This is a genomic window from uncultured Ferrimonas sp. (assembly GCF_947489035.1).
GTDB lineage: Bacteria > Pseudomonadota > Gammaproteobacteria > Enterobacterales > Shewanellaceae > Ferrimonas.
Genome location: NZ_CANLCI010000017.1, coordinates 24,584 through 36,378, shown reverse-complemented (window position 1 = coordinate 36,378; position 11,795 = coordinate 24,584). Strand labels below are relative to the sequence as shown.

Sequence of the window (11,795 nt, the reverse complement as noted above, 5' to 3'; positions counted from 1 at the left end):
GTTAATTCTCGGTAAGGCGTAAATAGTGCTGATGCAGCAATTCAACTTGATGCTGTAGGTGTTTAAGATCGCGGCTATTGTCGATGATGTCGTCAGCCCGTTGCAAACGGCTTTGCCGATCAATTTGGCTGGCGATGATGTTTTTAACCAACGCTGCATCATTATTATCTCGCAGGGTGGTTCGACGGATTTGGGTCGCTTCATCCACATCAACAACCGCAATGCGATCCATCAACTGGTGCATGTCACCCTCAAGCAACAACGGCACCACCGCAATGACGTAGGGCGTTGTTGCAGCGCGGCATTGTGCCAGTAACTGTTGTCGAATCAAAGGGTGAGTTAGCTGATTAAGCCACTGCCTAGCGTCATGGTCATTAAATACAATTTGCCGTAGTGCGGCGCGGTCTAGTGCGCCGTTAGGCTGCAATATGGATTTACCGAAGTGGTCAACCAATGTGGCCAACCCCTTGCTGCCTGGGGCAACCACTTGACGAGCAATAATGTCGGTATCAACCACTGTTGCGCCAAGCTGGCCAAAATGATCGCTGACCTGAGTTTTGCCAGAGCCGATGCCGCCGGTTAAGCCGATGATAAGCGGCTTCATAGACCAACCATGGTGTGTAAGTACCAGTTGACCAATTCAGGGCCAAAGAACAGGTAACCTAAGCCACCAAGGATGATCCATGGGCCAAATGGCATTGGCTTGCCGGCACCGAGTTGCTTGGTGGCGGTTAGGGCAATTCCCACAACGGCGCCGCCAATGGAAGAGATCAGAATGATTGGTAACAGTGCCTGCCAGCCGAACCAAGCGCCGAACAGTGCCAGCAGTTTGAAATCACCGTAGCCCATCCCCTCTTTCCCGGTCAGCAGTTTGAACCCTTGAAAAATGCTCCATAACGACAAATAGCCGAACACCGCGCCATAAACCGCATCGGTCAGTGCAACAAAGCCAGCATCAATATTGATCAGCAAGCCTAGCCACAATAGCGGCAAGGTGATGGCATCTGGCAGCAGCATTTTGTCAAAGTCGATGGCAGCCAAAGCGATTAAAGCAAACGCCAGCAGCCAGGTTGGCCAGAACAGATCAACCGGGCCAAGTTTAATGGCGATAGCGAGGCACAACAGTGCCGTAGTCAATTCAATGAGTGGATAGCGAATCGAGATAGGAGCGCTGCAATGGTGGCATTTGCCAGCCTGAAGGACATAGCTGAGGATAGGAATATTGCGCCAAGCGGGGATGGCGGTTTGGCATTTAGGGCAATTACTGCCGGGCACTAATAAATTGTACTTCGTCGGCCACGGATCTTTGGGTACGCTAACTTCTAGCCCTTCGGCACACTCTTGCAGCCATTGGCGCTCCATCATAATTGGCAGCCGATGGATCACCACATTAAGAAAGCTGCCAACGATTAAGCTGGTGGTGATAACCACCAGCCAAAAGAGCCACGAATGTTGAGCAAAAAGCTCAAGCCACATTGTCATTACTGCCGCCAATCAATAGATTTTTCTGGATCTTAACCGACAACGCTACCCAATTCGAATATTGGCAGATACATTGCGATAATCAGGCCGCCAACCAAGGTGCCCAACACCACCATCAGCAAAGGCTCAATCAAGGTGGAAAGGCCATCAACGGCGTCATCCACTTCCATTTCGAAGATGTTGGCCACTTTATTGAGCATGTCGTCCAAGGCGCCGGACTCTTCGCCGATCATCACCATCTGGATCACCATGTCAGGAAACAGATTAACGGTACGCATGGCCACGTTCATCTGTAAGCCTGAAGTCACTTCTTCGCGGATTTGCAGAATGGCCTTGCGATAAACCGCATTGCCAGAAGCGCCAGCGGAGGCTTCTAAGCCCTCGACAAGTGGTACACCGGCGGCAAAGGTGGTGGCTAAGGTGCGAGAAAATTTGGCCATTGAACCTTTATGCAAAATGTTGCCGACAATAGGAATTTTAAGCAAAGTGGTATCAACGTTATCGCGAAACTTTTGTGAATTCGTGTGGCTGCGCTTAAAGCCCCACACCACAATCATTAACACCCCAAGAAAGTAATACCAGCTGTTTTGAATAAACTCCGACAGACCGATGACCATCTGAGTAAAGGCAGGCAATTCAGCACCAAAATCGTTAAAAATGGTTTCAAATTGAGGGACGACGAAAATCAATAACACTAGGGTCACAATGATTGCCACGGCGATAACCGCAACGGGATAAAACATCGCTTTTTTGATCTTGGATTTGAGTGCTTCAGATTTCTCACGGTAGGTGGCGATACGATCAAACACACTATCTAAGGTACCGGATTGCTCACCAGCGGAAACCAAATCGCAATATAGATCATCAAAGTGTTGGCGGTGGGGTCTAAGCGCTTGGGCGACCGGGGTGCCCGCTTGGATCTCTTCTAAAATCTGCCCCAGCAGTTTACGCATCGATTCATTTTCGTGGCCTTTGGCAACCATCTCTAATCCGGTCACTAAGGGCACACCAGCCATTAGCATGGTGGCAATCTGCCTGGTTATAACTGCGATATCTTTTGGGGTGATTTTAGCTTTTTTTTGAAATAGTGATTTCTGTTTTTTGGCAACTTTAAGAGGGGTTACGCCTTGCTTACGCAACATCGCTTTCACTTCATTGGCCGAGGTGCCCCGCAACTCGCCTTTGATTGGGTTGCCCTTTTGATTTTTTCCTGACCAAGTGAAATCGGCGACTTCGGTTTTCTCTTTTTTATCGAGCTTGGCTTTTTTACGTAGTCGTTGATCGGCGCTGCTGCGCGCTTGAAACACCTTGGCCATCGAGCAAATCCTTCTGCTTTCTGTCTATTGTTATTAGTGGAGTTAGTGGCTGGTTACTCGATTAATTTCCGCGAGTGAGGTGGTGCCGTCAATCACTTTTTCGAGCCCAGACTCACGAATGGTGATCATGCCATCTTTCTTGGCTTGGGTGGCTAGCTCAATGGCGCTGCCGCCATCCATCACCAGCGATGATAATTCTGAGGTCATTGATAGCATTTCATATAAGCCAATTCGCCCTTTATAGCCACCGTTACAATTATCACAACCCTTGGCTTTATAGCTCACAAAGCCGGTTGCAATCTGTTCTGGGGTGAAGCCCTCCTGCAGCAACTCAGTATCGGGGATGTGTTCTGGTTGCTTGCAGCTGGGACAGAGCTTTCGCCCCAATCGCTGGGCGATGATCAAGCTTACTGAGCTGGCGATGTTGTAGGCGGGCACGCCCATGTTTAGCAAGCGAGTCAGGGTTTCAGGTGAGGAGTTTGTGTGCAAGGTGCTCATCACCATGTGGCCGGTTTGGGCGGCTTTGACCGCGATTTCGGCGGTTTCTAAATCTCGAATTTCCCCCACCATCACAATATCGGGATCCTGACGTAAAAATGAACGCAGGGCGCCAGCAAAGGTAAGGCCAGCCTTGGGGTGGATCTGTACTTGGTTAATGCCGGGTAAGTTAATCTCTACTGGATCTTCCGCCGTGGAGATATTTCGCTCTTCGGTATTAAGAATATTCAGGCCAGTATAGAGCGACACCGTTTTACCTGAACCCGTGGGGCCGGTAACCAGAATCATCCCCTGTGGGCGTTGTAAATTTCGCTGATATAAACTTTTTTGTTTATCGCTAAAACCAAGTATATCGATATTAAGGTTGGCGGCGGATGAATCTAAAATACGCATCACCACTTTTTCGCCAAACAGTGTTGGCAGTACCGACACTCGAAAATCGACCATCTTCTTATTACCCACACGCAGCTTAATACGGCCATCTTGCGGCAAGCGCCGCTCGGCGATATCAAGTTTGGCCATCACCTTAATGCGGGCTGAAATCCTAGGGCCTAAGCCTTGGGGTGGCTGAGTAATGGTGCTGAGCATGCCATCAATACGAAAACGAACTCGGTATTGATCCTCATAAGGTTCGAAGTGCAGATCTGAAGCACCTTTGCGGATCGCTTCGGTCATCAGCTTGTTGATGAACACCACCACGGGGGCGTCATCGGCGCTGCTGCCTGCGGAGTCGTCTAATCTGTTGTCGGTTTCGGCAGTGTCGATCCCAGCAAGGCGCTGCTCATCTTCTTCAGTGATCTCGAGCTGATCAATTTCACCTTCAAGTACCTTGTCGATGATCCGATCCAGCGCCTCTTGCACCACAATAATCGGTTCAACGTGCAGTCCAAGACTGAATTGAAATTCTTCCAGTGCAACGAGGTTATTCGGATTGGAGGTGGCGAGAATCAGCCGATTGTTGCGTTTACACAGCGGCAAACAGCGGTGTTTTTCAATCAGTTTAGGGTTTTTTAAATCATCGGAAATAGTGGATACATCAAGCCAAGATATATCCATATAAGGTAAGCCAAAAGTATTGTTTTTCATATGAAAAACCCCCTTATTCATAAGGGGGCATTAGGCATATTAAAATTAAGGAGCTGCAGCTGCAGCTGAAGTACAGTTTTTTGGCACAAGATCATTATAGGTGCCACCTGCTACCAATGGGGCACCACTAGCAGCACAGCTCCAAGCGCCAGTAGCACCATCTCTTGTTAGGGTTAAGATGCCTGCACTAATTGCATTGTTTACGTTATTAAACGCACACTGAATAGTTGAGTCGGCCGTACCTGCCCCTACTGTTTGAGTGAAGTCACAGAATGCCCCATCAACAGGGGCGTTAGGGGTATTACCTTCGTTTAAAGCAATTTCTAATGGTGTTTTTAGCGGAGACAATTCTGCATATGCACCATTAATCTGTGATTTGATCGTGTATTCCTGATATGCCGGGATCGCGATCGCCGCCAAAATGCCGATAATGGCCACCACGATCATCAGTTCGATCAGAGTGAAGCCTTTTTGATTGTTCCGTTTCATCCGTGTATCTCCAATAAAAAATTCGTATCAGCCCACACTATGGCTGGCCGGCATGGCCCTCCTGGGTGCCGACGACCACCTAGTTAACCCAAGGTAGTACAGCGGCTAGTCTATGCAACAATATTCGGTAACACAATGGTTACTTGCTGTATTGTAAGAGGAACTTCACATCGGGGTTGTGCGGTGATTTGTTGGCAAACGCCCAATTTTTGACTGTAATGAGCTTACTTTTTGAATGGATATTGCGATGGTGTTTGTTAATAACTTGGTTTGCGCAAGCCAAGTTATTAACAAGGGTGTGGCGGGTTAGCGGAAGCGCATGGACAGATCGAGGGCACGAACGTGCTTGGTTAATGCGCCAACAGAGATGAAATCCACCCCTGTTCGAGCAAAGTTACCGATGGTGTCGATGGTAACGTTACCAGAGACTTCCAGCTTGGCTTTTGAGCCGAATTCCTGATTGAGCTTCACTGCTTGGCCCATCATGGTGACGTCAAAATTGTCGAGCATGATGATGTCGGCCCCTGCAGCCAGCGCATTTTGCAGTTCAGATAAATTTTCGACTTCGACTTCTACTGGCGCATCTGGCTTGAGGCTGCGAGCGGTGCTGATCGCTTGATCGATGCCACCGCAGGCGTTGATGTGATTCTCTTTAATTAAGAAGGCATCAAATAAGCCGATGCGGTGGTTTTTGCCACCACCGCAGGTAACCGCATACTTTTGCGCGGTGCGTAAGCCCGGAACGGTTTTGCGGGTATCGAGCAAACGGCAGTGGGTGCCTTCCAGCTTGGCGCTGTAATGCTGCACTACCGTGGCAACCCCAGAGAGGGTCTGGACAAAATTCAGCGCGGTACGTTCGCCGGTCAGTAGGATTCGAGCCGGACCGGCCAGTTCGACTAAGGTCTGCCCTGCGACCACGAGATCACCGTCATCAACATGCCAGTGCAGCGCCACTTCGCCGCCCAGTTGGTTGAAGACCTGTTCAACCCAAGCTTTACCACAGAACACCGCGTCTTCGCGGGTAATCACGGTGGCTTCACTGTAGCGATCGGCGGGGATCAGTTGGGCGGTAATGTCGCCATCGTGGGCTGATAGGCCACCGAGATCTTCATGCAGCGCGGCTGCAACGGCAAGGCGGATGTCGTTTTCCAGCATTGGCTTAATACTTCCTTAGCGTCAATGTGTTGCCGCGCTGAACCAGCTCTAAGTCTTTTAAGGCGTTCATGCCCAGTAAGATCGTGTCGCCGTCCAAGCCCGGATTAATGTGTGCGGACAGATCATACATGGTCAGGCCGCCGATAGAGAGTGAATCAATGCGCGTTCTGCGCACCATAATAGTGCCATTAGCGGTACTGACTGGAAAGGACTGCCCCGGCTGTAACCCCAAGCGCTGGGCGATGTTGGCGGGAATTGAGATCTCGGTAGCGCCGGTGTCGAGCAGCATGACCACCGCTTGGTCATTGATCAGTGCTGAAGTCACGTAATGGCCGCGCTTATTCTGTTTTAGCGTAATGGTTTGCGCCGCCGATAAGCTGAGGTCTTGGTTGGGGTTATATTGCCGTTCGAGCTTATTATCAAAATAGACGTACAGCAGCGCAGCCAGAGCCAGCCACGCTAAGACCAACATCCACTTGCCGAGGGGGTGTGACGAAGACGGTGTTGCAGCCATAGGTTATTGATACACTCGCTATAAATAGACAGTTATTATTTGCTACTGAACAGGGAATTACCATGATTGCGGCGCAATCTACTCTAGAACCGCACGGTCGCTGGCTGGAACAGGCGCAGCATCGCTTTAGTGCCTTTCATGGGCCGCGGCCTAAAACGGTGTCGTTGTTGGTGATCCACAACATCAGCTTGCCGCCAGGGTTGTTCGGTGCACCTTATATAGACCAACTGTTTACTGGTTGCGTTCAGCCGGACTTCCCCATTTTGCAACAGGTGCAATCTTTGCAGGTCTCCGCCCATCTGTTGATCCGGCGAGATGGGCAGATAATTCAATATGTGCCCTTTGATCGCCGTGCTTGGCACGCTGGAGTCAGTTGCTTTGCCGGTGAAGATAACTGCAATGATTATTCCATTGGGATTGAAATGGAAGGCACCGATACCATCCCGTACAGCGATCGGCAGTATCAACAGTTGGCGGAGGTGTGCCGGATCTTAGTGGCGTACTATCCACGATTAAGTGACGAGCGGATCGTGGGCCATTGCGATATCGCCCCGGGTCGCAAAACCGATCCTGGTGCGGCTTTTGATTGGTCGCGTTTGCGCGCGTTAATTCAGGAAGAGCAACGATGACCCTGTTTTCTTTATTGTTAGTGATGTTGGCTGAACGGCTGCGATTGTGGCAATCGGCATTTCAGTTCGAACGCTTCAGCGCGGCCTATATTCAGCGCAGTGGCGCCGATAAACCGCGCCACGCTGTGCAGCTGTTGCTCTTGGCCTTGTTGCCAGCCATTGCGGTGGCACTGTTAACTGAGATCCTACAAGGGCAGGGCTATGGCTTGCCCAACCTCATTTTGTGGATAGCGGTGGGGTTACTGTTGTTTGGCCACAGTGCCATTCGGCAGCGATTCCGACAGTTTCTTAGCAGCGCCTGCAGTGGCGATCTCTCTCGTTGTCATGGGTTGGTGCAGCAGTTGGATGCCTGTCATCAACAAGACAAAGATGAACACGAGCTGGGGCAACACATGGGCGAACTGGCGGCGTGGATCAATTTTCGCTATTACGCAGTGGTTGCACTCTACTTTGTTGCCTTTGGGCCTGCGGCAGCGCTGTTTTATTCGTTAGTGCGCGACATTCACGATCATCACTCGCGCCAAGGGCAAGCACGGTTAACCACGTTATTGCACCTGTTGGATTGGATCCCGGCGCGGCTCATCAGTGTGAGTTTTGCCTTTGCTGGCCGTTTTTCCCATGCCATGGCGGTGTTATTGCCGGATCTGCTGAGTTTGTCGGTGCCTGCACGGCAAGTGGTAATCAACGTCGCGGTGGCCGCGGAAGAGATCCCGGAAAAATCGACCCAACCGATCTGCATTCAGTCAACATTGGCGATGCTGAAACTGGTGAAGCGCAACCTTATCTTGTTGTTAGTCTTGGTTTCTTTTTTGACCATCTTCGGTGTGCTGCAGTAATCCGACCACTTTTATTTGCCACAACTGCTGTCGGTCTCGCTAACACAGAGTGCGAGACCGCCCCTCCTTTGTAACAATATCCCATAGTGGATTGATCCCAACTTTCCAGCATCTTGTCTGCCTAATCACGGCTAAAATAGCGATTCATTGGTGTTTGTTCAAGGAATCGCCCTTCGGTGTGATTGAAGTCAAATAAATTGCACATCGGTTCTGATACTTGTTATATTCCGCCGTAACGGATATTGGTAATACCAATTTACAATCCTGAAAAATCATTGGATGCGACCTAAAAATGTCTTATCGACGAATCAATCAACCGAAACTGTCCGACGTGATCATGAAAGAACTAGAGAAGATGGTTCTTGAGGGCAGTTTGAAGCCGGGGCAAAAATTACCTCCGGAACGAGAACTGGCGGTTCGATTTGAGGTGTCGCGCCCATCACTGCGCGAAGCAATTCAAAAGTTAGAAGCCAAAGGGGTACTGCATCGCCGTCAGGGCGGTGGTACTTACGTTAAAGATCAGCTGTGGAATAGCCTGTCTGATCCGTTGGTGGAATTGCTGGCCAACAACCCAGAGTCGCAATACGACCTACTGGAGTTCCGTCATGCCACTGAGGGCATGATGGCTTACTACGCCGCATTGCGTGGTACCGATGCTGACCAAGAGCAGCTTCGCAACAAGATGGAGCACATCAAGCAGGTGCAAGGGGATCCTATATTAGAAGCCCAAGCCATCGTTGAATTTCATCGCAGCGTCGCTGAAGCCTGTCACAACGTGGCCATGCTGCACTTGCTGCTGAGTTTAACCCCGTTGCTTGAGCGCAACGTGGCTGAAAACTTACAACTTTTATACCGTCGAGAGGGCTCTTCTGACGTGGCTAACATCCACCGTGAAGCGCTGCTTGATGCGATTTTAAAGCGGGAGCCGGAGTTGGCTCGACGCGCGTCAAACGATCACCTTGCCTACATCGAAGAAGTGACGTTGGAAGTACGCAGAGAAGACAGTCGGCAGCAGCGTAGCCTGCGTCGGATGAGAAACGATCTAGTTTAAATTGCATGCAGTACGCCTTGCAGATAAGGCGTTGCAACTACAAGAGTCAGGGAGTGTAAATGTCGGGTTCTATCGTTCAGGATGTTGACAAGCAAGAAACCCACGAGTGGCTACAAGCCCTCGAGGCCGTAATGCAGGAAGATGGTATTGATCGCGCAAAGTTCTTGTTGGATGAGATGATCACCAAGGCACGCAGCGAAGGGGTGGAACTGCCAACCGGCATCACCACCAACTACATCAACACCATCGCCCCCCAAGATGAACCAGCTTACCCTGGTGACATCAGCTTGGAACGTCGGATCCGCTCCATCATCCGTTGGAACGCGATCATGATCGTGTTGCGCGCCTCCAAAAAAGGCTTGGATCTGGGCGGCCACATGGCGTCTTACCAGTCGGCTGCCGCGTTTTACGAAGTGGGCTTTAACCACTTGTTCCGCGCTCCTAACGAAAAAGATGGCGGCGACTTGGTTTACTACCAAGGCCACATCTCGCCAGGGATCTACGCTCGCGCCTTTATGGAAGGTCGCCTGACCGAAGCGCAGCTGGACAACTTCCGTCAGGAAGTGGACGGCGAGGGGATCTCCTCTTACCCGCACCCTAAGTTGATGCCGGACTTCTGGCAGTTCCCTACGGTATCCATGGGCTTAGGCCCAATCAGCGCCATCTACCAAGCCCGTTTCTTGAAGTACCTGAACGGCCGCGGCATGAAAGACACCTCGGCCCAGCGCGTTTACGCCTACTTGGGTGATGGTGAGATGGACGAGCCAGAATCCCGTGGTGCGATCTCCTTCGCCGCCCGTGAAGGCTTAGACAACCTGTGTTTCTTGATCAACTGTAACTTGCAGCGGCTGGATGGCCCGGTGATGGGTAACGGCAAGATCATCCAAGAGCTGGAAGGCCTGTTCAAAGGCGCTGGTTGGAACGTGGTGAAGGTGATTTGGGGCAACGGTTGGGACAAACTGCTGGCCAAAGACACCAGCGGCAAACTGCTGCAGCTGATGAACGAAACCGTGGATGGCGATTACCAGACCTACAAGTCGAAAGATGGCGCTTACTGTCGTGAGCACTTCTTTGGTCGCTACCCTGAAACCGCCGCCTTGGTGGCGGACATGACCGACGCCGAGATCTTTGCACTGCAACGTGGTGGTCACAGCCCATCCAAGCTGTATGCGGCCTACAAAAACGCCATGGACACCAGCGGCAAGCCAACCGTGATCCTAGCCAAAACCGTAAAAGGTTACGGCATGGGTGAAGCGGCAGAAGGCAAAAACATCGCCCACCAGGTGAAGAAGATGGACATGAGCACCGTGCTGCAACTGCGCGATCGCTTGGGCCTGAAAGATCTGTTGAGCGACGAAAAAGTTAACGAACTGCCATACCTGAAGCTGGAAGAGGGCTCGGCTGAGTACCGTTACCTGCACGAGCGTCGTCAGGCACTGGAAGGCTACACGCCAAAGCGTCTGCCAGAATTCACCAAGCCGCTGGAACTGCCAGCACTGGATAAATTCCAAGGTTTGCTGGACGAACAGAAGCGCGAGATCTCCACCACCATGGCGTTTGTGCGCGCGCTGAACCTGATGCTGAAAGACAAAGGCATTGGCAAAAACGTAGTACCAATCGTTGCCGATGAAGCCCGTACCTTTGGTATGGAAGGCTTGTTCCGCCAAATCGGCATCTACAACCCGAAAGGGCAAACCTACACCCCGCAGGATCGCGACGTCGTTTCTTACTACAAAGAGTCGACTTCCGGTCAGGTATTGCAAGAAGGCATTAACGAGCTGGGCGCGATGTCCTCTTGGGTTGCGGCGGCGACCTCGTACAGCACCAACGATCTGCCGATGATCCCGTTCTACATCTACTACTCGATGTTTGGGTTCCAACGGGTGGGCGACATGGCGTACATGGCCGGTGATCAGCAAGCCCGCGGCTTCCTGTTAGGCGCCACTGCTGGCCGTACTACCTTGAACGGCGAAGGCTTACAGCACGAAGATGGCCACAGCCACATTCTGGCGAACACCGTACCGAACTGTGTCTCTTACGATCCAACCTTCGCTTACGAAGTGGCTGTGATCCTGCAAGACGGCATCCGTCGCATGTACGGGCCAGAGCAAGAGAACGTGTTCTACTACATGACGCTGCTGAACGAAAACTACGCCATGCGTGCCATGCCAGAAGGCGCGGAAGAGGGCATTCGTCGCGGTATCTACCCACTGGAAAGCACCGCAGGCGACAAGGCCAAAGTACAGCTGCTGTCGTCCGGCACCATCATGTTGCAGGTACAAGAAGCGGCCAAGATCCTGTCGGAAGAGTACGGCATTGGCTCGGACATCTTCAGCGTTACCTCTTTCAACGAACTGACCCGTGACGGCCAAGACGTTGAACGTTGGAACATGCTGCACCCAACCGCAGAAGCGAAAACCGCTTACGTGGCACAGGTGTTGAACGATCTGCCGACCATCGCTGCCACTGATTACATGAAGAACTACGCCGAGCAAGTGCGTGCCTTCTTGCCAACCAGCAGCTACCGCGTATTGGGTACCGATGGTTTCGGTCGCTCCGACAGCCGCGCTAACTTGCGTCGCCACTTTGAAGTGAACGCTTCATACGTTGTGGTTGCCGCCTTGGCGGAACTGGCGAAACAAGGCCAGATCGACAAGCAGGTTGTTGCCGATGCCATTACCAAGTTTGGCATCAACCCAGACAAAACTAACCCACTGTTCGCCTAAGGGAATTCATCAA

General features: G+C 51.4%; 11 protein-coding genes. 4 read left to right on the top strand and 7 right to left on the bottom strand.

Annotated features, from left to right (window positions below):
- Window position 1: 1 nt before the first annotated feature.
- The 7 genes from coaE to Q0796_RS11495 all read right to left on the bottom strand — a co-directional run bounded on the left by coaE (window position 2) and on the right by Q0796_RS11495 (window position 6,498).
- The gene (gene coaE, locus Q0796_RS11525) at window positions 2–604 is read right to left on the bottom strand and encodes a dephospho-CoA kinase (RefSeq protein WP_298443207.1); all 603 of its coding nucleotides are present in this window, start codon (window positions 602–604) and stop codon (window positions 2–4) included.
- Window positions 601–1,482 (bottom strand): A24 family peptidase, encoded by an 882-nt coding sequence (locus Q0796_RS11520; RefSeq protein ID WP_298443204.1) that lies wholly within the window; start codon window positions 1,480–1,482, stop codon window positions 601–603. Before Q0796_RS11520 ends, coaE begins: the two co-directional genes overlap by 4 nt.
- A 32-nt stretch (window positions 1,483–1,514) precedes the next feature.
- Entirely contained in the window at window positions 1,515–2,798 is a 1,284-nt protein-coding gene (locus tag Q0796_RS11515; protein ID WP_298443202.1) for a type II secretion system F family protein, read from the bottom strand.
- Between the two features lie 42 nt (window positions 2,799–2,840).
- The gene (pilB, locus tag Q0796_RS11510) at window positions 2,841–4,403 is read right to left on the bottom strand and encodes a type IV-A pilus assembly ATPase PilB (protein WP_298443200.1); all 1,563 of its coding nucleotides are present in this window, start codon (window positions 4,401–4,403) and stop codon (window positions 2,841–2,843) included.
- A gap of 24 nt (window positions 4,404–4,427) precedes the next feature.
- The gene (locus tag Q0796_RS11505) at window positions 4,428–4,871 is read right to left on the bottom strand and encodes a pilin (RefSeq protein ID WP_298443199.1); all 444 of its coding nucleotides are present in this window, start codon (window positions 4,869–4,871) and stop codon (window positions 4,428–4,430) included.
- A gap of 306 nt (window positions 4,872–5,177) precedes the next feature.
- Window positions 5,178–6,026, bottom strand: coding sequence for a carboxylating nicotinate-nucleotide diphosphorylase (gene nadC, locus Q0796_RS11500; RefSeq protein ID WP_298443197.1), 849 nt, complete (start codon window positions 6,024–6,026; stop codon window positions 5,178–5,180).
- 4 nt (window positions 6,027–6,030) lie between these two features.
- Complete coding sequence (locus Q0796_RS11495) at window positions 6,031–6,498, bottom strand: retropepsin-like aspartic protease (RefSeq protein ID WP_298443195.1); 468 nt, start codon at window positions 6,496–6,498, stop codon at window positions 6,031–6,033.
- Window positions 6,499–6,602: 104 nt separating this feature from the next.
- On the opposite strand from Q0796_RS11495, the gene ampD reads away from it, so the two are divergent.
- The 4 genes from ampD (at window position 6,603) to aceE (ending at window position 11,782) form a co-directional block, all read left to right on the top strand.
- Window positions 6,603–7,169 carry a 1,6-anhydro-N-acetylmuramyl-L-alanine amidase AmpD gene (gene ampD / locus Q0796_RS11490; RefSeq protein WP_298443194.1) on the top strand — a complete coding sequence of 189 codons (567 nt, stop codon included), beginning with the start codon at window positions 6,603–6,605 and terminating at the stop codon, window positions 7,167–7,169.
- Window positions 7,166–8,005, top strand: a complete 840-nt coding sequence (gene ampE, locus Q0796_RS11485) for a beta-lactamase regulator AmpE (protein WP_298443192.1) — start codon at window positions 7,166–7,168, stop codon at window positions 8,003–8,005. The genes ampD and ampE overlap by 4 nt, the downstream gene beginning before the upstream one ends.
- Before the next feature lie 292 nt (window positions 8,006–8,297).
- Window positions 8,298–9,056, top strand: a complete 759-nt coding sequence (gene pdhR / locus Q0796_RS11480) for a pyruvate dehydrogenase complex transcriptional repressor PdhR (RefSeq protein WP_298443190.1) — start codon at window positions 8,298–8,300, stop codon at window positions 9,054–9,056.
- 59 nt (window positions 9,057–9,115) lie between these two features.
- Window positions 9,116–11,782 (top strand): pyruvate dehydrogenase (acetyl-transferring), homodimeric type, encoded by a 2,667-nt coding sequence (gene aceE, locus Q0796_RS11475; RefSeq protein WP_298443188.1) that lies wholly within the window; start codon window positions 9,116–9,118, stop codon window positions 11,780–11,782.
- The last annotated feature ends 13 nt before the right edge of the window (window positions 11,783–11,795 follow it).

What these genes read in the sequence shown, in the direction of transcription:
- Q0796_RS11505 (WP_298443199.1), bottom strand. Translation starts at nt 4,871, where the DNA reads ATGAAACGGAACAATCAAAAAGGCTTCACTCTGATCGAACTGATGATC.
- pdhR (WP_298443190.1), top strand. Translation starts at nt 8,298, where the DNA reads ATGTCTTATCGACGAATCAATCAACCGAAACTGTCCGACGTGATCATG.
- Q0796_RS11495 (WP_298443195.1), bottom strand. Translation starts at nt 6,498, where the DNA reads ATGTTGGTCTTAGCGTGGCTGGCTCTGGCTGCGCTGCTGTACGTCTAT.
- Q0796_RS11515 (WP_298443202.1), bottom strand. Translation starts at nt 2,798, where the DNA reads ATGGCCAAGGTGTTTCAAGCGCGCAGCAGCGCCGATCAACGACTACGT.
- coaE (WP_298443207.1), bottom strand. Translation starts at nt 604, where the DNA reads ATGAAGCCGCTTATCATCGGCTTAACCGGCGGCATCGGCTCTGGCAAA.
- Q0796_RS11520 (WP_298443204.1), bottom strand. Translation starts at nt 1,482, where the DNA reads ATGACAATGTGGCTTGAGCTTTTTGCTCAACATTCGTGGCTCTTTTGG.
- pilB (WP_298443200.1), bottom strand. Translation starts at nt 4,403, where the DNA reads ATGAATAAGGGGGTTTTTCATATGAAAAACAATACTTTTGGCTTACCT.
- nadC (WP_298443197.1), bottom strand. Translation starts at nt 6,026, where the DNA reads ATGCTGGAAAACGACATCCGCCTTGCCGTTGCAGCCGCGCTGCATGAA.
- ampE (WP_298443192.1), top strand. Translation starts at nt 7,166, where the DNA reads ATGACCCTGTTTTCTTTATTGTTAGTGATGTTGGCTGAACGGCTGCGA.
- ampD (WP_298443194.1), top strand. Translation starts at nt 6,603, where the DNA reads ATGATTGCGGCGCAATCTACTCTAGAACCGCACGGTCGCTGGCTGGAA.
- aceE (WP_298443188.1), top strand. Translation starts at nt 9,116, where the DNA reads ATGTCGGGTTCTATCGTTCAGGATGTTGACAAGCAAGAAACCCACGAG.